Source organism: Streptomyces sp. NPDC033180 (assembly GCF_055577645.1).
Genome location: NZ_JBVIPU010000006.1, coordinates 360,484 through 382,641, shown reverse-complemented (window position 1 = coordinate 382,641; position 22,158 = coordinate 360,484). Strand labels below are relative to the sequence as shown.

The window sequence follows — 22,158 nt, the reverse complement described above, 5'->3', positions numbered from 1 at the left end:
GGCGGAGGCCTTCACCCGCCCGGCCATGATGCGCACCCTGGCCGCCATCGGCTTCCAGCAGTCCTACACGTACTTCACCTGGCGCAACACCAAAGCTGAACTCACCGACTATGTACAAGAGTTGGCCGGTGACACAGCCGCGTACATGCGGCCGAACTTCTTCGTCAACACCCCCGACATACTGCCCGAGTTCCTCCAGAACGGCGGGCGCCCGGCCTTCGAGCTGCGCGCGGTGCTGGCCGCGACCCTCTCGCCGACATGGGGCCTCTACAGCGGATACGAACTCTGCGAGGGCACGCCTCTCCAGCCCGGCAGCGAGGACTACCTCGACTCGGAGAAGTACCAACTGCGCCCGCGCGACTGGGAGTCGGCAGAGCGCACCGGCTCCACCATCGCGCCCCTCATCACCGCGCTCAACGCGATCCGTCGACGTCATCCGGCTCTGCACCGGCTGCGCAACGTGCATTTCCATCCCGTGGACAACGATCGGGTGATCGCGTACAGCCGTCATGAGCCCGGCGACACGGTGCTGGTGGTCGTGAACCTCGACCCGCACCACACCCAGGAAGCGACCGTACGCCTCGACTGCGCACGCCTGGGCATCGCGCCCGGCTCTTCGTTCCGCGTGCGCGACGAACTGGGCGAAGCGACCTACACGTGGGGCGAGGCCATATACGTCCGCCTGACGCCGGGTGTGTCCCCCGCGCACGTATGCGCGGTCGAGTGAGGAAGCACGCGCCCCCAGCCGTGCGGCAACGGAGGATGCATGACCATCAACAAGCCTGTGTCCGACCTGTTCGAGGACACCCCCACCAAGGACCGCGACCCCGAGTGGTTCAAGCGCGCCGTCTTCTACGAGGTCCTGGTCCGCTCCTTCCACGACAGTGACGGCGACGGCATCGGCGACCTCAAGGGCATCACCGCCAAGCTGGACTACCTGCAGTGGCTGGGTGTCGACTGCCTGTGGCTGCCGCCGTTCTTCACGTCACCACTGCGGGACGGCGGTTACGACGTGGCCAATTACGTCGCCGTGCTGCCCGAGTTCGGCGACCTCGGGGATTTCGTCGAATTCGTCGACGCCGCGCATCAGCGGGGTATGCGCGTGATCATCGACTTCGTGATGAACCACACCAGCGATCAGCACCCGTGGTTCCAGGAATCACGCAAAGATCCCGAAGGCCCCTACGGCGACTACTACGTCTGGGCCGACGACGACAAGCAGTACCAGGACGCACGCATCATCTTCGTCGACACCGAAGCCTCCAACTGGACCTTCGACCCGGTCCGCAAACAGTACTTCTGGCACCGCTTCTTCTCCCACCAACCCGACCTCAACTACGAGAACCCGGCCGTCCAGGAAGAAATCATCTCCGCCCTGCGCTTCTGGCTCGACCTGGGCATCGACGGCTTCCGCCTGGACGCCGTGCCCTACCTCTTCGCCGAAGAGGGCACCAACTGCGAAAACCTCCCCCGCTCCCACCACCTCCTCAAACGCGTCCGCGCCGAAATCGACGCCCACTACCCCGACACCGTCCTGCTCGCCGAGGCCAACCAATGGCCCGAAGACGTCGTCGACTACTTCGGCGACTTCAAAGACGGCGGCGACGAATGCCACATGGCCTTCCACTTCCCCGTCATGCCCCGCATCTTCATGGCCGTCCGCCGCGAATCCCGCTACCCCGTCTCCGAAATCCTCGCGAAGACCCCCGCCATCCCCTCCGGCTGCCAATGGGGCATCTTCCTGCGCAACCACGACGAGCTCACCCTCGAAATGGTCACCGACGAAGAACGCGACTACATGTACGCGGAATACGCCAAAGACCCCCGCATGCGCGCCAACATCGGCATCCGCCGCCGCCTGGCCACCCTCCTGGACAACGACCGCAACCAGATCGAACTCTTCACCGCACTCCTGCTCTCCCTGCCCGGCAGCCCGATCCTCTACTACGGCGACGAAATCGGCATGGGCGACAACATCTGGCTCGGCGACCGCGACGCCGTACGCACCCCCATGCAGTGGACACCCGACCGCAACGCAGGCTTCTCCTCCTGCGACCCAGGACGCCTCTACCTCCCCACGATCATGGACCCGGTCTACGGCTACCAGGTCACCAACGTCGAAGCCTCCATGTCCTCCCCCTCCTCACTCCTGCACTGGACCCGCAGGATGATCGAGATCCGCAAACAGAACCCCGCCTTCGGCCTCGGCTCGTACCTCGAGCTCTCCTCCTCCAACGCCGCCGTCCTCGCCTTCCTGCGCGAGTACAACGACGACCTGGTCCTGTGCGTGCACAACTTCTCCCGCTTCGCGCAGCCCACCGAGCTCGACCTCCGGGCCTATGACGGCCGCCACCCCGTCGAACTCATCGGTGGGGTGCGCTTCCCCGCCATCGGCGAACTGCCCTATCTCCTCACCCTCGCCGGACACGGCTCCTACTGGTTCCGACTCTGCGAAAGAGCGCCTCGGACCGTGCGTTCCACAAAGTGATCGGACGTGACGTCATGTCTTCGCCTCTGCTGCTGTCGTACGACACCGAACCTCTTCCCATCGCCGGCCCGACGCTGGCGGCCCTGTTGAGCCGCTGGCTGCCACGGCAAAGATGGTTCGCTCACCGGGAGCGTGCTGTCACCGGCGTCTCCGTGACGGCCGCGACGGAGCTGGCCCCCGACATCTTTCACCTGCTGGTGCGGGTCGAACAGGACGGCCTCCCTCAGGACTCCGCCTGCTACCAGCTGTTGCTGGGCGCCGTCACCGATCTGCCGCCTCGTCTGCACGGCAGTCTCCTTGGCCGGATGGAGGGTTCCCACGGTCAGGACCTCCTGGTCTACGACGCGCTGTACGACCCTCGAGCGACGATCCTGCTCCTCGACCGGATACGGCGCGGCGGCGTCATGGGAGCGCTCCGTTTCGAGTCGTTCCCCCGCTCCGCGGTTCCCGCGGGCCTCATGCCCCACGTCCTGGACGCCGAGCAGTCGAACACGTCCATCGTGTACGGCGACGAGATCATCCTGAAGCTGTTCCGCCGGGTCCAGCCCGGCATCAACCCGGACCTGGAGATCCCAGGGGTCCTTGCCCGGCACGGGTACACCCGCGTGCCCGCGCCCGTCGCCTGGTTCCACACCTCCCAGCCGTTCTGGGGCACGCTCGGTGTCGTGCAGCGCTTCCTCCGCGGAGCGACGGACGGCTGGACCCTGGCCCTGCAATCGACGCTCGACCAGGGCGACTTCTCCGATCAGGCCCGGGAACTCGGCCGGTTGACCGGTGAGTTGCACGTGGCACTCGCCGAATCGTTCCCCGTGGGCGAGCCGACCGCCGAGCACCACACACGCCTGGCCGACCAGATGACCCACCGGCTGCTGCACGCGGCGGCCACCGTGCCGGCCCTGCGCTCGCACGTGGCGGGCCTGCGGGAGGTCTTCATCAAGCTCGCCACCGCGGACGGCGGTCTGCACCTGCAGCGCATCCACGGCGATCTCCATCTGGGTCAGGTGCTGCGCGCCGGCGGCAGGTGGCATGTCGTCGACTTCGAGGGTGAGCCCGCAAAACCCCTGGCGGAACGGCGGGCCGATCGCTCTCCCATCCATGACATCGCCGGCATGCTGCGCTCCTTCGACTACGCCGCCCACGTCGAGAAGGGGGCGCGGCCGGAGTGGGCGGCGCGCTGCCGCGCGGCCTTCTGCGACGGATACGGCGATACGGGGCTCTTCGATCCGCAGGACATCCCGGTGCTTCTGCGCGCGCACGAGGCCGACCGGGCCGTCTACGAGGTCCTCTACGAGGCGACGCACCGCCCCGACTGGATCACCGTCCCCCTGCGGGCCGTCGCACGTCTCGCCCGCCACCACTGACCGCCCGCCCCCGGTTCGAGGAGCAACACACATGGCCGTCACCGACGTGTCCCCAGCCGCAACAGTCACCGCAGCCGCCACAGCCGTCCGCGGTGCGTGCGCGGTGCCTCCTCCGGACGCCGCCGACCGGGAGCGGCTGTTGCGCGGCGCACACCACGACCCGCACGCCGTACTCGGTGCGCATCCCGTGCCCCACGGCGTACATCTGCGCTGCCTGCGGCCCGGCGCGAAGGCGGTGTCCGTCGTGATGGACGGTCTCGCGTGGGAGCTGCACGACGAGGGAGAAGGCCTGTTCTCAGGAGGCATTCCGGTCATCGGCCAGGGGCCACCGTCCTACAAGCTGCGTGTGCACTACCCGGAGGCCGTCTTGGAGGTGGAGGACCCCTACCGGTTCCTTCCCACCCTGGGCGAGCTGGATCTGCACCTCATCTCCGAGGGCCGCCACGAGGAACTCTGGACGGCGCTCGGCGCGCACGTGGGAGAGCACCAAGGGGTCCGGGGCACACGATTCGCCGTGTGGGCCCCGAACGCGCTCGGCGTGCGGATCTGCGGCGACTTCTCCCACTGGGACGGAACCGCGCTGCCGATGCGGTCCCTCGGGTCATCGGGTGTGTGGGAGCTCTTCGTGCCCGGCCTGGGCGAAGGGGCGATGTACAAGTTCGAGATCACCCGGGGAGACGGCTCCCGTACGCAGCGCGCGGACCCGATGGCACGCCGCACGCAGACCCCGCCGGCGACGGCCTCCGTCGTGACGAGCAGCCACCACGTGTGGGGCGATGCCCGATGGATGGAGCACCGGGGTGACCGCCCGGCCCACGAGGCTCCCATGTCCGTGTACGAGGTTCACCTCGGCTCGTGGAGACAGGGATCCACCTACCGTGAACTGGCGACGGAACTCACCGACTACGTAGTGGAGTTGGGCTTCACCCATGTCGAGCTGATGCCGGTCGCCGAGCATCCCTTCGGCGGCTCCTGGGGCTACCAGGTCACCGGCTTCTACGCCCCCACGGCACGCTTCGGATCTCCCGACGACTTCAAGTTCCTGGTCGACACGCTGCACCAGGCCGGCATCGGCGTCTTCCTGGACTGGGTCCCCGGTCATTTTCCTCGCGACGACTGGGCACTGGCCGCGTTCGACGGCCGACCGCTGTACGAACCGCAGGATCCGCGGCAGGCCGAGCATCCCGACTGGGGCACCCTCGTCTTCGACTACGGCCGCAAGGAAGTCCGCAACTTCCTTGTCGCCAACGCCACTTACTGGTGCGAGGAGTTCCACATCGACGGGCTCCGGGTGGATGCCGTCGCCTCCATGCTCTACCTGGACTACTCACGCGAAGAGGGGGCGTGGTCGCCCAACGCCCACGGCGGACGGGAGAACCTTGACGCGGTGGCCTTCCTGCAGGAGATGAACGCGACGGTCTACCGGCGGTGTCCGGGGGTCGTCACCATCGCCGAGGAGTCCACCGCGTGGGACGGGGTCACCCGGGCCACGGACCACCCCGCGGCGGCCGGGCTCGGGGGGCTGGGGTTCGGGCTCAAGTGGAACATGGGCTGGTCCCACGACTCCCTGGCCTACATCTCCCACGAGCCCGTGCACCGCAAATACCACCACGACGAGATGACGTTCTCGATGGTGTACGCCTACAGCGAGAACTACGTCCTGCCTCTCTCCCACGACGAAGTCGTGCACGGCAAAAGGGCGTTGGTCGACAAGATGCCGGGTGACTGGTGGCAGCAGCGCGCCAACCACCGCGCCTACCTCGCCTACATGTGGGCACACCCGGGCAAGCAACTCCTCTTCATGGGCCAGGAGTTCGCCCAGGGCGCCGAGTGGTCGGAGGCTGACGGCCCTCAATGGTGGGTGCTCGAGGAGAACCACCCGGCGCACCTGGAACACCGCGCGGTCCGGCATCTCGTAGCCGATCTGAACCACCACTACCTCGCGACGCCGTCCCTGTGGGAGCAGGACACCTCCCCGTCCGGCTTCACCTGGATCACCGCCGACGCCGCCGAGGACAATGTCTTCGCCTTCCTCCGCCATGCCTCCGACGGCAGCCCGCTCATGGCCGTCTTCAACTTCTCGCCGGTGGTCCGCCACGACTACCGGCTCGGCGTGCCCCCCGAGGCGGACGGTGCCTGGGAAGAGATCCTCAACACCGACGCGTCGCGCTACGGCGGCAGCGGAATCGAGAACGACGGTCCCCGCCGGCGGGAGCCGGAGGCCCGCCACGGCTTCGCCGCATCCATCACGTTGACTCTTCCACCACTGGCGGCCCTCTGGCTGAGACCGCTCAGGCCTGCGGCTGCTGCCCCTGGGGGTCCCCGCTCAGGAACTGCGTGACAAGTTCGGGCGGGTTGGCGGCGCGGGGCAGGGCGAACATGGGGTACGGCGTGCTTGAGCTCAGTTGATGACAGCGGTGGCTTCGACCTCCACCAGATGGTCGGGGACGTCCAGCGCGGCAACGCCGACCAGTGTGCCCGGCGGCACCGGCGTGCCCCCCAGCTTCGCGGCCGCCCGCGCGACTCCCTCACCGAAGAGGGGCATCTTGTCGGGAGCCCAGTCGACGACGTACACGGTCAGCTTCGCCACGTCATCGAAGGAAGCACCGACCGCGGCGAGGGCGGTGGCGACGTTGAGGTAGCACTGCTCGACCTGAGCGGCGAGGTCACCCTCGCCGACCGTGACGCCCTCGGCATCCCAGGCGACCTGCCCGGCGAGGAACACCAGCTTCGCCCCCGTCGCGACCGACACCTGCCGGTAGGCGTCGATTTTCGGCAACCTGTCGGGATTCACCAGAGTGATGGCCATGCTGTATGTCTCCCTGCCTCGAGAACCTGCGGGCTCGCGTCCTCCGGCCCAAGTCGCCCTTGGTCTCCGGTGGTTACTGGGAAACTCTAGGAGAGTGGCTACTGACGTGGAAGAACGCACTTTCCAGTGCCTGGGGAACCATTTGGTGACCGCGGAGCCCTGGATGACCCGGCCCTGATCCCGGAGTTGTCGGAGTTATCGGAGTCCTCGGAGTTGTCGGAGTTGTCGGACAGGAACGCCGCAAGCGCCTGTCCCTCTTCGGTGACCGCGGTGTGTTCGGCGCGGGAGAAGCGGCCCAGCGGGGCGACCGTCACGGTGCCTGACTCAACGGTCCAGGTGGCGGCGACCCTGCCGTCGACCAGGACGACCCGGGCCCCGGCGACCGACAAGCCTCGGTGGGCGTCGTCGATGATCCGGGTGCGGTCGTGGTAGCCGAGGATCGCGTTGTCGAACGCCGGCAGGAACCGCACCGGAGCGGGCGTGTCGGGGTCCGGCCGCGGTGCGTCGGGGAGGTCGAGGAGTTCTCGGCCTCGCTCGTCCCGGAAGGTGATCAGCTCCTCGCGCAGCGCGGCGACGGCGGCCGGCAGTCCGGCGAGTCCGCACCAAGCGCGCAGGTCTGCCGAGGCGGCGGGGCCGAACGCGGCGAGGTAGCGCCGTAGCAGCGCCTGTCCCACGGGATCGGAGCCGTCCGAGGAGGAAGGGTCGATCTCGCGCCCCAGCCAGGACGACAGCGGGACGTTCCGCACCCCTGCCTTCGTACGCCAGAGCCCGCGCGGCGGCAGCTGCACCATCGGGACGACGGCCATCAGCATCTCCCCCAGCGCCCGCGGCCCCGGCTCCGGCCAGCGCTCGGCGAGCGCACGAGCCAGTTGGGTCATCGAGCGCGGCTCGCCGTCGGCCATGACCTTCCGGCCCGCTGCCGCGAGTTCGTCGAGGTCCGTCCCGTCGAGTTCGCTGCGGTAGACCCCGAGCACGCGCTGGCGCAGCATCATGTCGTGACGGGCACGCCAGGCAAGGGCGTCGTCGGCGGTGACGAGGTGCACGGTGCGGCGCATGAGGTGGGTGCGCACCACTCGACCTTGGACGAGTTGGTCCGAGAGCTCCGCCGGGTCGAAGGCCCGCAGCCGCGACCAGAGGCCGAAGAACGGCTCCTGCGGTTCCTGCGCCTGCAGACCGCAGAGGTGTGCGACGGCGTCGAGGGACGGTACGTCGGCCCGCTCGAGGAGCAGCTGCCGGGCGAGTGTCGCGCGGTTGAGTGCCCGGTTGTCGAGAACGGTCATCGGCTGCCTCCTGCGGCGTGCTCGGACCAGTAGCATTTTTCATGGTGGACCCGCGAGGGTGAACGCAGTGCGTTACGGGTCGCTCAGCTCGACTTCCTACCGTCGAGCGCCTCGCGCAGGATGTCCGCGTGGCCGGCGTGCTGGGTGGTCTCGGCGATGACGTGCAGGAGTACCCCGCGCACGCTGCGTACGGCTCCCGGCTCGTGCCAGGGGGCCTCCGGCAGGGGGTGCGTCACCGAGAGATCGGGTACGGAGGCGATGGTCTTTTCGCTGCGGGCGGCGACTTCCTCGTAGCACGCGACGATCTCGGCCAGCGTTTGGCCGGGCAGCATCCGGAAGTCGTTCTGGTGGTCGATCGCCCACTGCGGGACCTCGCGGGCGGTACCGGCCGCGAGGTCCTCCCAGGTGACACCGTCGGGCAGGTCGTAACGCATCGCCGACGGGCCGTCGACGACGAAGCGCAGCCATCCTTCCTCGACGGACGCGACATGCTTGATCAGCCCACCCAGGCACAGCGCGCTGACGGTCGGCTGACGGCCGGCCTGCTCGTCGCTGAGCCCACGCACCGTGTTGAGCAGGGCCGATCGCGCGGCCGCGAGCCCGGCGAGCAGGTCGGCCCGCTCGTCGTCGAGCGCCGAGGTGGGGTTGGTGGATGTGGCGGGTGTGGCGGGCGTGGTCTGGGTGGTCACAGTGATCGGCCTTCCGGTCGCGTCGTGCTCGTTGTCGGCAGCTACGACCCTCGCAGGAGAAGCGGTCAGGTTGTGGCCGCTTCTCCTAGCACCATGAAGTCATGCCGAAGACCTCAGGGCGACTGCTCGCGCTTCTCTCGCTGCTCCAGGCACGCCGGGACTGGCCGGGGGCACTGCTGGCCGAGCGTCTTGGCATCAGCGCGCGCACCGTACGCCGTGACGTCGATCGCCTGCGCGAGCTCGGCTACCCCGTGGTGGCCGTCAAGGGGCCCGAGGGGGGCTACCGACTGGAAGCGGGCGCGGAACTGCCCCCGCTGCTGTTCGACGACGAACAAGCCGTCGCCCTCGCGGTCGCCCTCCAGATCGCCACCTCCACCGGCGCCGGCATCGAGGAAGCCGCGGCGCGTGCGCTGACCACTGTCCGGCAGGTCATGCCCGCCCGGCTGCGCCGCCGCATCGACACCCTCCAAGTGACCGCCGTCGAGCGGCCATCCGTCCCGCCCAACCCGCAGGTCTCCGGCCACGTCCTCATGGCGCTCAGCTCCGCCGTGCACGCCCGCGAAGTGCTGCGCTTCGACTACGCCCCCGTTTCCCCGCCGGAAGCCACCGACGGCGACCGCACCGATCGCCCTGCGCGCCGGGTACAGCCCCACCACCTCGTCACCTGGGGCTCGCGCTGGTATCTCGTCGCCTGGGACCTCGACCGCGAGGACTGGCGCACCTTCCGCGCGGACCGGATCACCCCGCGCACCCCGACGGGGCCCCGCTTCACCCCGCGCGAAGTGCCCGGCGGTGAGGTGGCCGCCTTCGTCGCCGGCAAGTTCCAGGGCTTCGACGGCTCGGGCGACTGGCCCTGCCGCGGCGAGGTGATCCTCGATCTGCCGGCGGCCGCGGTGTCCCGCTACAGCCGCGAGGGCATCGTGGAGGAACTCGGCCCCGACCGCTGCCGACTCGTCCTGGGCTCGTGGTCATGGCCCGGTCTGGCCGCCGCCATCGGCAGATTCGACGCCGACATCGAGGTCATCGGACCGAGTGAACTCAAGGACGCCTTCGCGCACTTGGCCCGACGCTATGCCAACGCCGCGGCAGGTTCGCCTACTCGCCAGGGCGGCCCCGCCACTGACGATCCGGGTCAGCTCGCGGAGTGATCGCCCGTGGCGCCGTCGATGAGTTCGCGCAGGATGTCCATGTGGCCCGCGTGCCGTGCGGTCTCCTCGATCAGGTGGATGAGCACCCACCGCATTGACATGCTCGCGCCGAACCGCGCCGTGCCGAGCTCCTCGATCCCGACCTCGGCGATCACCGCATCGGCGGCGGACCGGGCCCGCCCGTAGTACTGCACGATGTCGGCGGTGGTCTCGTGCGCCTCCACTCGCAGGTCCGCGCCCTCGTCTTCCGGATCGAACGGAAAAGGCTCCATCTCGCGCCCGAAGGTCTCGCAGAACCATCCGTACTCGACGACGGCGAGATGCTTGACCAGGCCGAGCAAACTCGTCCCCGACGGCGTCATGGGCCGTCGCAGCTGCTCGTCGTCGAGGCCGTCGAGTTTCCACAGCACCGCATCGCGGTGCCGGTCGAGGCTGGCGCGCAGGCTCTCCTTCTCGCCGCCGATGAACGGCACGTTCGTCACCATGCACGGAAGCCTAACGGGCCTCCGCGACCGGCAGCCGGCGTCTCATGCGCAGCAGCGACGCCGGCGCGGGCCTACTTGTTCGGGTCCCGGAAGCGGCCGAACGCCTTTGTCAGGGCGCTCAGCGGCGAGCCGTCCGCCTTGACGTGCCCGGGCGTCGACGGCCGGGGCACACCGTCGCCGCCGGTCACCTCGTCCAGCGCGGCCTGCGCCGCCTCGGCCGCCTGCTGGTACAGGTCACGGGAGTTGGTCATGGCCTCGAGGGCCTCGGCGTACTTGGTGACCATGCCCTGGGCGTGGGTCAGCTCCTCGTCCGGGGTGAGCAGGTGCCAACCCTGCCGCAGCCGGGTCAGGGCCCGCTCGGCCTCGGCGGACAGCGGTCGCGGCAGCGCGGCGAACTCCTTGATCCTGTCGAGGAGTTCGGTCGGTTCCGAACCGTCCAGGAAGACAGTGCGCACCGAGAAGCGCTCCGCGTCGTAACCCTCGGTCTTCGGCTCCGTGGGCAGGACGACGGCGCCGCCGCGCGGCATCCGTACACGCAGCTCCCGCTTCATCGCGAAGTCGGCGATCTGTGCCTGCTCCGGCGTACCCCGGTGCTCGACCACCCGGTGCCGCAGGCTCGGCGGCAGGAACGTCGAGATCGGCTGCTGCCCGATCTCGTCCGGCGTCATCGCCTCGTGCACCACGAGGTGGATGAACCAGTTCTGACGGGTGCAGTCCCGCAGCCGGTGGCGCAGCTCGTCGTCGTCCTTCGGCAGGTGATTCGTCGTCCGCAGGCGCACACCCGGCACCGTGTCGTGGTCCCAGGCGACCCGGTCGCTGTCGGGCCAGAACATGAGGGCGGGCGAGGGCCAGTGTGTTTCCCACGTCCGCTCGGCCTCGGCGGCGAGGACCCAGGTGACGCCCTCGCCTTCCTTGCGGCGGGCCTCGGGGGCGTACAGCGTCAGCTGCGCGCGGACCGTGACGTCGTCGGCCACGCGCCAGCGGGCCTCGAAGAGGCGGCGGGCCGACGGGCCGGGGTCGGCGGACTCGTCCCGCGGATGCAGGACGGTCGAGCGGGCCGCCTCGACGGGATCGAGGTCCAGGAAGTCGTCGAGCACCCCGGCCGCCTTGAGGGCGATCAGGTTGCGCCGGACGTCCTGCTCGGGCTCGGGCCCGATGTGGCGCCCGCGCCCCAGCCACGCGGTGTCGGGGACGGTGGTCGAGGAGCTGCTTTTCTTGGCCATGGAGTCGTTCTGTGAGTGGTCGGGGCCCGACCAGTATGGCCCTTGGACCTGAGGAAGGAAGCGGTACCCCGCCTCGGTCTCCGCCGGGAACGCGAGCCGGCAGCGACAGGACCGATGAGTATTCGTGCCGCACGATGTCTGAAGAGTGGGAGGGACGGACACACCCCCGTTCGATCCCTCGTTCGATCCGCGGTTCAGTCCCCCGTTCCGGAGAGTGGTGCGCGATGAGGTTGGTACTGCAGGAGTTTCTGTCCCTTGACGGCGTCTACCAAGGCCCTGGGTCGCCGGACGAGGACACCAGTGACGGGTTCACCCGGGGCGGCTGGTTCGTGCCGCACCTGGACGAGGAGTTCGAACGGCTGGTCGGCACCTGGCTCGGCCGGGCGGACGCGTTCCTGTTCGGCCGCCGTACGTATCTGAACTTCGCGCGGGACTGGCCGAAGATGACCGAGCACCCGTCGGCCGCCATTTTGAACGGTCTGCCGAAGTACGTCGCCTCGCACAGTCTGACCACGGCCGACTGGGACCCGACCACGATCCTGTCCGGCGACATCCCCACCCAGGTCGCCGAGCTGAAACGGCAGCCCGGACGCGAGCTGCAGATCCACGGCAGCGGACGCCTCGGCCAGTCCCTGCTGGCAGCCGGCCTGGTCGACGAACTGCGCCTCGCGATCGCACCCGTGGTCGTGGGCACGGGTCGCCGCTTGCTGCCGGACGGCGGTGCGCCCGCCGGCCTGCGGCTCCTGAGCAACGAGACGACACCGGGCGGGCTGGCGATTCACCTCTACGAATCGACGGGAGGCCCGGAGTACGGAACGTACGGCGCCGACACGTAGCAGCCGGCCTTTCGGTGATGGCTACGGCAGCAGCAACGGCGCCTGCGCCGACGACTCGGTAGCGGGGCGGCTGTGCACAAGGGTGGCCGGTCCGCGAGTTGTCCGGCACGCGCGCGTGGCGTTTCGGGCGGGGGCCGGGGCTTCGCCTAGAAACGGCTCCATGTGCCACTACTGCGGTTGCCGAGAGATCCCTCTGATCAAGGAGTTCATCGCCGAGCACGAGCGCGTCACCGATGCCGCGGGAGACGCGGTCCGGGCCCTGGAGCGGGGCGACACCGCCCATGCGCGCACGCTCGTGGACGTCATGGCCCGCGAGCTGGACGCGCACTGGCGGGGCGAGGAGAACGGCCTGTTCACGGTGATGCGTAAGGACCCCGAGTACGCGGACTACATCGCGAGCCTGGAGCGCGAACACCGTGAGCTCGCGGCCCTGTTGCCCGCTCTCGACCTGGCGGACGCCGACGACGTGCGTACGCTCACCGAAGCCGTCGACGAGTTGCACCGGCACATCGCCAAGGAGGAGGACGGCCTGTTTCCGGCCTCGCTCACCGCGCTCGACGGCGAGGAGTGGAACCTCTCGATGGCGGCCTGGCGCGCGGCACACCCCGTGTGAGTGTCAGGGGGGAGCACGGGTTGGTCCCTTCCCGTGGACCGGTGGCGCGTCCCGGGCATCCTGCCGGTGTGAGGCCGTCGCCCCGGATACCTTCCGCGGCCATGGACACCCTCATCTTCGGCGGCCTCCTGGCCACCCTGTACGCGCTTCACCGGCAGCGGTCACGGGCCGTGCTGCTCGGCGGCTGGTGGATCATGCTCGTGCTCACCATCCTTCTCCTGGCTCACCACATCACCAGCGGCCTCAAGCTGGGGTTGAGCTACTGATGAGCACCCTGACGGCCCCGCTGCCGGGGACCGAGCGCTTCAGCGTGCTCGGCAGGGTCCAGTACTGGTTCGCCTGCTTCTTCGCTGTCGGCTGGACCGGTGTGGTCTGCGGCGGGCTCGGCGTGCAGTTCATCTCCTGGGACTATCCCTGCCCGCTGTGCATGGTGCAGCGCATGTTCATGCTGCTTGCCGCGCTCGGGGCCGCGTACATCGTGCGCCGCGGCATGACCGGCACGGTCACGGGCCGCGACTACATGATGGGCTGGGGTCTTGCCCTGGTCGCCGTGATGTGCGGCGCCTTCGCGTCCTGGCGGCAGACGATGCTGCACATCCTGCCGGGCGACAAGGGCTACGGCGCCCCCGTGCTCGGCCTGCACATGTACGTCTGGGCCTGGATCCTCTTCATGGCCTCGGTGGTGGCGATCGGCGTCGTGATGGCCTTCGCCCACTCCACGGCCGACACGACGGTGCCGAAGCGGGGGGTGTACGGGATGGCGGGCCGCATCGTGCTCGGCTTCCTCGCCCTGGTGATCGCGGTGAACCTGGTCGCGGTCTTCCTCCTGGAGGGCTTCCACTGGTTCCTGCCGGACGACCCGGACCGCTACCGCTTCTTCTACGACGTCGGGATCATGGACTGAGGCGCCCCACCGCTATGCCGCCTCGTAATGGTGAGCCCGGCCGCCCCGCCACTTCACCCACGCCGGATCGTCGAGCAGAACCTCCGCGTCCGGCAGCCCCGCCCGGCGCAGGAACTCGATGACGTCCGCATCCGAGTGCGCGAGGCCGAGGATCTCCCCGCGCGCCGTCACTCTGCGCCCGCCCGTCGGCGAGAGCGCGTGGACGGTGATCGGCGCGGTCTGCATGTCTCCAGGGTGCTCCGCGTCGCTCACATCAGCACTCCGAGCGATGGCGCGGCCTACGCGCCGCCCGCCGCCGCCCCCGCCTGAAACGTCTTCCGGTACACCTGCGGCGAGACTCCGATGGCCGCCTGGAGGTGCTGCCGCAGCGACGTGCCGGTGGCGAAACCGACCTCGGCGGCGACCCGGTCGACCGACAGGTCGCTGGACTCCAGCAGATGCCGGGCCCGGTGCACCCGCTGCTGGATCAGCCAACGACCGGGGCTCGTGCCCGTCTCCTCCTGGAAGCGGCGGGCGAAGGTGCGCGGGCTCAGCCGGGCGTGCTCGGCCAACTCCCGCAGGGCGAGCGGCCGGTCGAGGTGCTCCAGGGCCCAGGCGCGGGTGGCGGCGGTGCCGATGGCGCCGAAATCCGGGATCGGCTGCTCGATGTACTGGGCCTGGCCGCCCTCTCGCCACGGGGGCACGACACAGTGCCGGGCGACGCTGTTGGCGACCGCGCTGCCGTGGTCGGAGCGCACCACGTGCAGGCATACGTCGATGCCGGACGCGGCCCCCGCGGAGGTGAGCACGTCACCGTCGTCGACGAACAACACATCGGGATCCAGGTCGACTTGGGGGAACATCTTCCGGAAGTGCTCCGCGAGCGCCCAGTGCGTCGTCGCGGGCCGTCCGTCGAGCCTGCCGGCCGCGGCAAGCGTGAAGGCTCCCGAACAGATGGACACGAACCGCGTGCCGGGCCTGATCCGGGCCAGCGCGTCGCGCACCGGCGCCGACAGCTCGGCAGTAAGAAGCCGCAGGTCGTAGGGCGGCAGTACCACCGTGTCCGCGCTCTCGAGTGCCTCGGGTCCGTGCCCGACCGTGATGCTGAAATCGGCGTTGGTGGCCACCGTGCGGTCCTCCGTCGCCGCGCAGGTCACCACCTCGTAGCCCCCGGGGACCAGCGGGAAGACCCTGTTCGGGATGCCCAGCTCGAAGGGGTAGACGCCGTCGAGAGCGAGGACGACCACGCGGTGCGGGCGATCTGCGAGGAATTCCATCGAAGCCATGGCACGATTCTATCGCTTAATGGCAATCTTGCCATTGCCCAGGTCAGACGCTTGCAGCACGCTGGACTCATGACCAACACCACCGCATCTCAGCCCACAGGACCGACCAAGCCGACCATGAAGGCCATCAGCCAGGACGTCCTGGGTGACCCCGACGTACTGAAGGAGATCGAGGTCGCTCGCCCCGAGCCCGGCGTCGGCCAGGTCCTCGTCGCCGTACACGCGGCGGGCGTGAACCCGACCGACTGGAAGCACCGCAGGTTCGGCGCCTTCCTGGGGGAGCCGCCGTTCACGCTCGGCTGGGACGTGTCGGGCGTCGTCGAGGCGGTCGGCATCGGCGTCTCGCTGTTCGAGCCGGGCGACGAGGTGTTCGGCATGCTGCCGTACCCGCACGGGACCGGTTCGCACGCCGAGTACGTGACCGGACCCACCCGCGCCTTCGTGCCGCGGCCCGCGGGGTTGAGCCATGTCGAGGCGAGCGCCCTGCCGCTGGTCTCGCTGACCGCCTGGCAGGCCCTGGTCGACAACGCCCAAGTGAGGCCGGGCCAGCGGGTGTTGGTGCATGCGGCGGCCGGTGGCGTGGGCCATGCGGCGGTTCAGATCGCCAAGGCGCGCGGCGCGTACGTCATCGGCACGGCTTCCGCCGCCAAGCACGACTTCGTGCGCGGCCTGGGCGCGGACGAGGTCATCGACTACCGCACCGCCGACTTCGTCAAGGAAGCCCGCGACATCGACGTGGTCCTCGACCCGCTGGGCGGCGATGACCGGCTGCGCTCCCTGGAAGTACTGCGCCCCGGCGGCATCCTGGTGTCGATCCTGCCGGGCAACTTCGACGAAGTGGCCGAGCGCGCCGCCGAGTTGGGCGTGCGGGCCACGGACATGATCGTGGAGCACGATCAGACGGGCATGGCGGCGATCGCGGCGCTCGCCGAGTCCGGACAGCTGCGGGTGCACGTCTCGGAGACGTACCCCCTCGCCGAGGCGGCCAAGGCGCACGCGGAGGGCGAGACGGGCCGCGTCACGGGCAAGCTGGTCCTCACGGTCCGCCCGTAGGCCCCACGGCGGCTACGCGACAGAGCGGGCGGCACCGATTCGGCGCCGCCCGCCATCGCCGCACGGTTCGCCCGGAGAAGCCGCACGGTCCACCCGTGGAACTCGGATCACTCGCTACCCGTAGAACTCCGGTCGCTCGACCAGCTCAACCTCGATGCGCCCGCCCTCCCGCTGGGACACCACTCCCGCCTCGCACACGGCGGCGGCCGCATAGCCGTCCCAGGCATTCGGCCCTGTGGTCTCGCCCCTGCGGGTGGCGTCCACCCAGGCCTGCACCTCGCGGTCGTAGGCGTCCTCGAATCTCTCGACGTAGTCCGGGGGGACGTGGCCTCCCCAGCGGCCGTCGGCGCTGACCCGGAGCCCCTGTTCGTCCCCGATGCGCACGGTGCCCCGCTCGCAGACCGCCTCGGCCTGGACCTGGTAGCCGTAACCGCAGTGACCGAAGATCTCGACATCGGCGAGCGCGCCCGATGTGGTTTCGATGAGGACGAACTGAGGGTCGTTCATGCCTGCCGGGGCGAGGGACGACGCCGTCGGTCTGTGTACGGTGACCGCCGCGATCTCCTGGCCCAGCAGCCAGCGGGTCACGTCCACCTCGTGGGCGACCGAGCTGGTGATGAGCATCTCGTCGGTGAACCCCGCGGGCATGGCCAGATTCCGGTGGCGTTGGTGCAGCATCAGCGCCGCGCCCAGCTCGCCACTGTCGAGGAGCCCTTTGAGCCTGGCGTACTCGGCGTCGTAACGCCGCATGAAGCCCACCTGGACCCGCCGATGCCCGAGCCGCTGCTCCGCCTCGAGGACGCGCAGCGAAGAGGCCGTGTCCGGGGTCATCGGCTTCTCGCACAGCACCGGCAGATCGCGTCCGAGGGCTTCGATCAGGGCCGCCTCGTGGGCGGGGCCAGGAGAGGCGATGAGTACGGCATCCACCTCTCCCGCCGCCATGGCGGCCGCCGGTTCGGTGTAGGCCGTGCACCCGTCGATCGTGGCGGCCAGGGTTTTCGCCCGCTCCGCCTCGATGTCGACGACGGCCGCCACCCGCGCCCCGCTGATGACCTCATGGAGCCGGCGTACATGGTCCGCGCCCATCTTCCCGGTGCCGATGACGGCCACTCCGAGTCCTCGCTGAGATGGCATGACTGTGGTGTCTCCCCTCCTGGTGAAGGCATTTCCCGCACCTCGTCCCCGGCGAGAGAACCCTCCGTCGCCCCGCACCGTCAACGCCACGCGCCCCAACGAGCCCGGCCGACCCCGTTTACAGACCCGCCCGGCTGGTCACTCGGCCCACCTGGGACATCAGGAAATCACGACGTCAGGACGGGAGCAGGGGCAATGAAGTGGTGGAGGCAGGACGCGGCGTGCGCGGAGGAGGACCCCGAACTCTTCTTCCCCGTAAGCGGCCTCGGCGCTGGGGCGACGCAGACCGAGGACGCCAAGGACGTGTGCGGGCACTGCCGCGTGCGGACCGAATGCCTGGAGTGGGCCCTGGACACCCGGCAGCAGTCGGGCGTGTGGGGCGGTACCGACGAGAGGGAGCGCACGGCGATGCTGCGCCGCCGCAAGGCTCTGCGGCCGGTGTCGTCGTCGCGATCCGCTCAGGGGTGAGGGTGTCCCTGGTCGGGGTCGTCGTCGGGGGTCTGCCAGGTGGTGCCGCGCTGGGCTTCGCCGCTGGGAGGGTCGGCGTGGTGCGGGGGTGTGGTGGGCTCGGTGCGGCGGGCCGCGCGGCGCCGGCCGCTGACGAACATGGCCAGCAGACCGATGACCACGGCGAGGCCGACGATGATGAAGATCAGCGAGCCGCCGCCCTCGACGGCCAGAACGGTATAGCTGTGAGTACGCATACCGATCATGTACCCCATCTGGGGAGAAAAAGCTCTCTCCAGGGGGATGGGGTCGCGGGTTCCTGACCGCTTTGTCGCGAGGGGCCCCGCCCGAAGCGGGCAGTACAGCGCGACGTGAGGCCCGTCGGTGGGGATGATGGAGCCGAAGGGATCACGGGCGCGGGCCGCTGACGCGGGTCGTCATCCGGCCTCACGCGGTCGGGCGCCAGTAGCCCAATGGGGGGAAAGCGTCCATCGACCTCAGAACGGTACGAAGATGAACAGCGACAAGGCACCTGCAAGCCGGAGCGTAGCCAGCAGCTCGGTGTTCGGAGCGCCCTGCTGGGTCAGCCTGACCACGCGGGATCTAGAGGCCGCCGAGGAGTTTTACCACGCCGTACTGGGGTGGGACTGGCGCATCGGAAAGCTGGGCGACCAGTACAGATTCGCGAGTGTGAATGACGTGCCGGTGGCGGGAGTCTCCGCCGTGGAGGCCATGGGACAGACGGCTGTGGCATGGACCCCCTTCTTCGCCGCGTCCAACGCGAACGAGACCGTGGCCCGCAGCCACGAGCGTGGAGGGACGACCGCCGTGGGCCCGATCTCGTTCCCTCCGGGGCGGGCGGCGCTGCTTGCCGACCGCGAGGGAGCGGTCTTCGGCATCTGGGAGGGCGAGCTGGTGTCCGACTGGGAGGAATGGCGCCGCGCGGCTCCGGTCTTCGTGGAGCTCTACACCCGGGACGCCTTCGACGCGGCCATCTTCTACGCGGAGGTCCTCGGCTGGGCCTCCACGGCCTCCAGCTGCTGCGAGGTCCACTACGAGGACGACAAGGTCGTCCTGCGCAGCCAGGGCGACGTCGTGGCCCACATCCATTCGGGCGCGGTGGAATCCGCGCCCGACCCGGCGGTCCGGCCGCGCTGGAAGATCCATTTCACGGTCGCCGACGTGGACGCCTGCGTCCGGGCCGCGCTGGCCCACGGCGGCAGTGTCCTCCAAGGCGCGCAGGGGGCGACGGAGGCGGTCCTGAGCGATCCCGACGGTGCGCGCTTCGTGGTGAACTCACAACCGGCACAGTGACAGACGCGGCTCAAGGCCTGAGCAGCGTCTTGATCATCCCGTCTTCCTTGTCCTGGAACATCTGGTACGCCTTGGGAGCGTCTTCCAGAGTCATGTGGTGGGTGGCGAAGTCGTCGACTCCGAGCGGATCCTCGTCGGTGAGGAGCGGCAGGATGTCGTCCACCCAGTGCCTGACGTTGGCCTGCCCCATGCGGACCTGGATCTGCTTGTCGAACATGGTCAGGAGCGGCATGGGGTCGAGCGCGCCGCCATAGACACCGGAGATGGAGATGGTGCCTCCGCGCCGGACGATGTCGATCGCCGCGTGGAGGGCGCCGAGACGGTCGACGCCGGCTCGGTCCATGAGCTTCTCGGCCACGGCGTTCGGCAACAGGCCCACGCCCCAGTGGGCCGCCTTGGCCAGGGGAGCGCCGTGCGCCTCCATCCCCACGGCGTCGATGACGGCGTCCGTGCCGCGCCCGTCCGTCAGGTCCCGGATCGCGTTGCCCAGGTCCTTGCCGTAGCGGCGCAGGTCCAGGGCCTTGACGCCGTCGCCGTATGCGCGGCTCAGCCGCTCGGGCACCAGGTCCACCCCCACGACGAGGCTCGCGCCCCGGTGGAGTGCGATGCGCGCGGCCATGGCGCCGATCGGCCCGAGTCCGAGGACGGTCACCGTGCCGCCGGGCGGGATGTCGGCGTACTCCACGGCCTGCCAGGCGGTGGGCAGCACGTCGGAGAGGAAGACGAACCGGTCGTCCGGAGGGCCCGTCGGCACCTTGATGGGCAGGGTGTTGCCGAACGGCACCCGCAGGAGTTCCGCCTGCCCTCCGGGCACCTGCCCGTAGAGCTTGGTGTAGCCGAAGAGGGCGGCGCCCGTGCCGCGCTCCTTGACCTGGGTGGTCTCGCACTGCGAATGCAGGCCTCGGTCACACATGAAGCAGTGCCCGCAGGAGATGTTGAACGGCACGACGACTCGGTCGCCCGCCGACAGTTCGGTGACCCCCGGGCCGACCTCCTCGACGATCCCCATCGGTTCGTGGCCCAGGATGTCACCGGGGTCGAGGTAGGGCCCCAGGACTTCGTACAGATGCAGGTCGGAACCGCAGACGCCGGTGGACGTCACCCGCACGATGACGTCGGTCGCCTCCTGGAGCACGGGGTCGGGGACTGTCTCGACACGGACATCTCGCTTGCCGTGCCAGGTGAGTGCGCGCATCGGGCTCTCCTTCGGTAGCGGTGACGCTCGGCCCCCTGCGGGTCTCCCATGAGGGCTTCGCTATGCGTGGGTACGTTCTCGCAGACGCCGGGCAGCCGCGGTCACGCCACGCGCGTGACGGGCGAGTCCGGCCCACGGATCCTTGTCGAGGCGGTCGCCGAGGTCGCCGACGGTCCAGCGGCGGGCGGTCAGCTCGGGTGCGTCCAGTTCGTCCCAGCTCAACGGCGCGGCCACGGGGGCACCCGGCCTGGACCGGACGGCGAACGGGGCGACCACGGTCTGGGCATAGCCGTTGCGCGCGACGTCCAGATACAGCCGCCCCTTGCGTGCGTCCTTGCGGGGTTCGGTCGTCAGCTCCCGCTCGTGCCGCGCCGCCAGCTCCTGAGCGGCGGCACGGGCGAACGCGAGCACGTCGTCGGCGTCGTCGCGCCGGTTCAGCGGCACGACGACGTGCAGACCGCGTGAGCCCGTGGTCATCAGGCCCGACGGAAGCTCCAGCTCGTCGAGCAGCTCGCGCAGGCGGTGTGCCGCTCGGCGCACGGGCTCGAAGTCGTCGGCGGGCGGGTCGAGGTCGAAGACGAGGCGGTCGGGGCGGCGCGGCCGGTCGGCACGGCTCAGCCAGCGATGGGGAGTGATGCACGCCTGGCTCGCGAGATAGACCAAGGTCGCCGTGTCGTCACAGACCACATGGGTTACTTCGCCGCCCTCCTTGGCCACCGTGGTGCGATGGATCCAGTCGGGGAAGTAGTCGGAGACCTCCTTCTGGTAGAAGCGGTCCTTGTCGATCCCGTCGGGCATCCGCTCCAGCATCAGAGGCCTGCCGCGCAGTTCGGGCAGCATGCGCGGTGCCACACGCCGGTAGTGCTCGGCGAGGTCGGCCTTGGTGATGCCGTCCTCGGGGAACAGTTCCTTCTCGGCTCGCTTCACCTCGATCCTGCGTCGTCCGACCTGTAGCTCAACGGTGGAACTCACGTCGCCGCCTCCTTCGCCGAGATGCCCGTGCTGCCCCTCACTCCCCCGGCCGCATCACGGGAGCGGCGTGCCTCCGGTGGCGTTCATGATCTCCGCGGTGATGAAGCTCGCGTGCTCCGAGGCCAGGAAGACGTACGCGGGCGCCATCTCGGCGGGCTGGGCAGGACGGCCCATCGGGGCCTGCTTTCCGAACTCCTTGGTGTCCGGCAGCGTGGCCGGGATCAGCGGCGTCCACACCGGCCCCGGAGCGACGGCGTTGACGCGGATACCGTCCTCGACCAGCATCTGCGCGAGGCCCTGGGTGAACGTGACGATGGCGCCCTTGGTCATGGCGTAGTCGAGCAGGTGCGGGCTCGGCTTGTAGGCCTGCACGGACGTGGTGTTGATGATGGACCCGCCTGACGGAATGTGCGGCACGGCCATCTTGCACAGCCAGAACATGCCGTACAGATTCGTGCGCACGACACGGTCGAACTGCTCCGTGGAGATCTCCGTGATGCCCTCGGGCTGCGACATCTGGTAGGCCGCGTTGTTCACCAGCACGTCGATGCGCCCGAACTCCGCCACGGCGCGCTCGACGAGGCGACGACACTGCTCCTCTTCCCGGATGTCGCACGGCACGGCCAGCCCGCGGCGCCCCGCCTTCTCGACGAGGCGGACCGTCTCCTGGGCGTCCTCCGCCTCCGTGGGCAGGTAGGTGAACAGGACGTCCGCGCCCTCGCGCGCGTAGGCGAGAGCGACGGCCCGGCCGATGCCGGAGTCACCGCCGGTCACGACCGCCGCCCGGCCCTGCAGCAGGCCGCTCCCCCGGTAGGACTCCTCGCCGTGGTCCGGGGGCGGGTCCATGGGTCCTGTCCAGCCCGGGGTCTGCTGGTCCTGCTGGGCGAACTCCGGCTGCGGGTGCTTGGTCGTCGGGTCCTGCGGGGTGTCACTCATCAGTGC

The 22,158-nt window shown here is 69.6% G+C and carries 24 protein-coding genes; 12 read left to right on the top strand and 12 right to left on the bottom strand.

Annotated elements, in window-relative coordinates; all coding sequences use genetic code 11:
• The 4 genes from ACZ5WE_RS20335 to glgB form a co-directional block, all read left to right on the top strand.
• Positions 1 to 727 (top strand): alpha-amylase family protein (locus ACZ5WE_RS20335; RefSeq protein WP_467693632.1); only part of this gene is annotated, 727 nt, incomplete at its 5' end.
• A gap of 39 nt (positions 728 to 766) precedes the next feature.
• Positions 767 to 2,488, top strand: coding sequence for a maltose alpha-D-glucosyltransferase (gene treS / locus ACZ5WE_RS20330; RefSeq protein WP_467693633.1), 1,722 nt, complete (start codon positions 767 to 769; stop codon positions 2,486 to 2,488).
• Positions 2,489 to 2,502: 14 nt separating this feature from the next.
• Entirely contained in the window at positions 2,503 to 3,849 is a 1,347-nt protein-coding gene (locus tag ACZ5WE_RS20325; RefSeq protein ID WP_467693635.1) for a maltokinase N-terminal cap-like domain-containing protein, read from the top strand.
• 31 nt (positions 3,850 to 3,880) lie between these two features.
• The gene (glgB, locus tag ACZ5WE_RS20320) at positions 3,881 to 6,190 is read left to right on the top strand and encodes a 1,4-alpha-glucan branching enzyme (RefSeq protein ID WP_467693636.1); all 2,310 of its coding nucleotides are present in this window, start codon (positions 3,881 to 3,883) and stop codon (positions 6,188 to 6,190) included.
• A 60-nt stretch (positions 6,191 to 6,250) separates the two neighbouring features.
• On the opposite strand, the gene ACZ5WE_RS20315 is transcribed toward glgB, so the two are convergent.
• The 3 genes from ACZ5WE_RS20315 to ACZ5WE_RS20305 all read right to left on the bottom strand — a co-directional run bounded on the left by ACZ5WE_RS20315 (position 6,251) and on the right by ACZ5WE_RS20305 (position 8,627).
• Entirely contained in the window at positions 6,251 to 6,658 is a 408-nt protein-coding gene (locus tag ACZ5WE_RS20315) for a RidA family protein (RefSeq protein ID WP_467693637.1), read from the bottom strand.
• Positions 6,659 to 6,756: 98 nt separating this feature from the next.
• Positions 6,757 to 7,938, bottom strand: coding sequence for a winged helix DNA-binding domain-containing protein (locus tag ACZ5WE_RS20310; RefSeq protein ID WP_467693638.1), 1,182 nt, complete (start codon positions 7,936 to 7,938; stop codon positions 6,757 to 6,759).
• A gap of 83 nt (positions 7,939 to 8,021) precedes the next feature.
• Entirely contained in the window at positions 8,022 to 8,627 is a 606-nt protein-coding gene (locus ACZ5WE_RS20305) for a DinB family protein (RefSeq protein ID WP_467693640.1), read from the bottom strand.
• A 101-nt stretch (positions 8,628 to 8,728) separates the two neighbouring features.
• On the opposite strand from ACZ5WE_RS20305, the gene ACZ5WE_RS20300 reads away from it, so the two are divergent.
• A complete protein-coding gene (locus ACZ5WE_RS20300; RefSeq protein ID WP_467693641.1) occupies positions 8,729 to 9,775 on the top strand; it encodes a helix-turn-helix transcriptional regulator in 1,047 nt (348 codons plus the stop codon).
• On the opposite strand, the gene ACZ5WE_RS20295 is transcribed toward ACZ5WE_RS20300, so the two are convergent.
• Positions 9,760 to 10,260, bottom strand: coding sequence for a DinB family protein (locus tag ACZ5WE_RS20295; RefSeq protein WP_467693643.1), 501 nt, complete (start codon positions 10,258 to 10,260; stop codon positions 9,760 to 9,762). The genes ACZ5WE_RS20300 and ACZ5WE_RS20295 overlap by 16 nt on opposite strands.
• Before the next feature lie 71 nt (positions 10,261 to 10,331).
• Positions 10,332 to 11,483: a hypothetical protein gene (locus ACZ5WE_RS20290; protein WP_467693645.1), complete on the bottom strand. Its 1,152-nt coding sequence runs from the start codon at positions 11,481 to 11,483 to the stop codon at positions 10,332 to 10,334.
• A 224-nt stretch (positions 11,484 to 11,707) separates the two neighbouring features.
• Here ACZ5WE_RS20290 and ACZ5WE_RS20285 point away from each other — a divergent pair, with 224 nt between their 5' ends.
• The 4 genes from ACZ5WE_RS20285 to ACZ5WE_RS20270 all read left to right on the top strand — a co-directional run bounded on the left by ACZ5WE_RS20285 (position 11,708) and on the right by ACZ5WE_RS20270 (position 13,836).
• Complete coding sequence (locus ACZ5WE_RS20285; RefSeq protein WP_467693647.1) at positions 11,708 to 12,319, top strand: dihydrofolate reductase family protein; 612 nt, start codon at positions 11,708 to 11,710, stop codon at positions 12,317 to 12,319.
• Between the two features lie 160 nt (positions 12,320 to 12,479).
• Positions 12,480 to 12,932 (top strand): hemerythrin domain-containing protein, encoded by a 453-nt coding sequence (locus tag ACZ5WE_RS20280; RefSeq protein WP_467693649.1) that lies wholly within the window; start codon positions 12,480 to 12,482, stop codon positions 12,930 to 12,932.
• Positions 12,933 to 13,033: 101 nt separating this feature from the next.
• A complete protein-coding gene (locus tag ACZ5WE_RS20275) occupies positions 13,034 to 13,198 on the top strand; it encodes a DUF5993 family protein (RefSeq protein WP_467693651.1) in 165 nt (54 codons plus the stop codon).
• Positions 13,198 to 13,836 carry a disulfide bond formation protein B gene (locus ACZ5WE_RS20270; RefSeq protein ID WP_467693653.1) on the top strand — a complete coding sequence of 213 codons (639 nt, stop codon included), beginning with the start codon at positions 13,198 to 13,200 and terminating at the stop codon, positions 13,834 to 13,836. Before ACZ5WE_RS20275 ends, ACZ5WE_RS20270 begins: the two co-directional genes overlap by 1 nt.
• 12 nt (positions 13,837 to 13,848) lie before the next feature.
• On the opposite strand, the gene ACZ5WE_RS20265 is transcribed toward ACZ5WE_RS20270, so the two are convergent.
• Positions 13,849 to 14,061: a hypothetical protein gene (locus ACZ5WE_RS20265; RefSeq protein WP_467693655.1), complete on the bottom strand. Its 213-nt coding sequence runs from the start codon at positions 14,059 to 14,061 to the stop codon at positions 13,849 to 13,851.
• A 53-nt stretch (positions 14,062 to 14,114) separates the two neighbouring features.
• The gene (locus tag ACZ5WE_RS20260; RefSeq protein WP_467693657.1) at positions 14,115 to 15,101 is read right to left on the bottom strand and encodes a GlxA family transcriptional regulator; all 987 of its coding nucleotides are present in this window, start codon (positions 15,099 to 15,101) and stop codon (positions 14,115 to 14,117) included.
• 69 nt (positions 15,102 to 15,170) lie between these two features.
• Between ACZ5WE_RS20260 and ACZ5WE_RS20255 the strand changes: the two genes are divergently transcribed.
• A complete protein-coding gene (locus ACZ5WE_RS20255; RefSeq protein ID WP_467693659.1) occupies positions 15,171 to 16,154 on the top strand; it encodes an NADP-dependent oxidoreductase in 984 nt (327 codons plus the stop codon).
• 114 nt (positions 16,155 to 16,268) lie between these two features.
• Here ACZ5WE_RS20255 and ACZ5WE_RS20250 read toward each other — a convergent pair whose 3' ends face one another.
• On the bottom strand, positions 16,269 to 17,288 hold the full coding sequence (locus ACZ5WE_RS20250; protein ID WP_467693661.1) for a Gfo/Idh/MocA family protein: 1,020 nt from the start codon (positions 17,286 to 17,288) through the stop codon (positions 16,269 to 16,271).
• A 195-nt stretch (positions 17,289 to 17,483) separates the two neighbouring features.
• Here ACZ5WE_RS20250 and ACZ5WE_RS20245 point away from each other — a divergent pair, with 195 nt between their 5' ends.
• A complete protein-coding gene (locus tag ACZ5WE_RS20245; protein ID WP_467693663.1) occupies positions 17,484 to 17,756 on the top strand; it encodes a WhiB family transcriptional regulator in 273 nt (90 codons plus the stop codon).
• Here the strand turns inward: ACZ5WE_RS20245 and ACZ5WE_RS20240 are convergent.
• The gene (locus ACZ5WE_RS20240) at positions 17,747 to 17,992 is read right to left on the bottom strand and encodes a DUF6479 family protein (RefSeq protein ID WP_467693665.1); all 246 of its coding nucleotides are present in this window, start codon (positions 17,990 to 17,992) and stop codon (positions 17,747 to 17,749) included. The two genes, ACZ5WE_RS20245 and ACZ5WE_RS20240, sit on opposite strands and share 10 nt — an antisense overlap.
• Positions 17,993 to 18,248: 256 nt before the next feature.
• On the opposite strand from ACZ5WE_RS20240, the gene ACZ5WE_RS20235 reads away from it, so the two are divergent.
• Positions 18,249 to 19,049, top strand: coding sequence for a VOC family protein (locus ACZ5WE_RS20235; protein WP_467693666.1), 801 nt, complete (start codon positions 18,249 to 18,251; stop codon positions 19,047 to 19,049).
• Positions 19,050 to 19,059: 10 nt separating this feature from the next.
• On the opposite strand, the gene ACZ5WE_RS20230 is transcribed toward ACZ5WE_RS20235, so the two are convergent.
• From ACZ5WE_RS20230 to ACZ5WE_RS20220, 3 genes are read right to left on the bottom strand one after another with little or no spacing between them, the layout of a single operon-like run.
• On the bottom strand, positions 19,060 to 20,244 hold the full coding sequence (locus tag ACZ5WE_RS20230) for a zinc-dependent alcohol dehydrogenase (RefSeq protein WP_467693667.1): 1,185 nt from the start codon (positions 20,242 to 20,244) through the stop codon (positions 19,060 to 19,062).
• A gap of 60 nt (positions 20,245 to 20,304) precedes the next feature.
• Entirely contained in the window at positions 20,305 to 21,216 is a 912-nt protein-coding gene (ligD, locus tag ACZ5WE_RS20225; RefSeq protein WP_467693669.1) for a non-homologous end-joining DNA ligase, read from the bottom strand.
• A gap of 54 nt (positions 21,217 to 21,270) precedes the next feature.
• Positions 21,271 to 22,152: an SDR family oxidoreductase gene (locus tag ACZ5WE_RS20220; RefSeq protein WP_467693671.1), complete on the bottom strand. Its 882-nt coding sequence runs from the start codon at positions 22,150 to 22,152 to the stop codon at positions 21,271 to 21,273.
• Positions 22,153 to 22,158 lie beyond the last annotated feature (6 nt).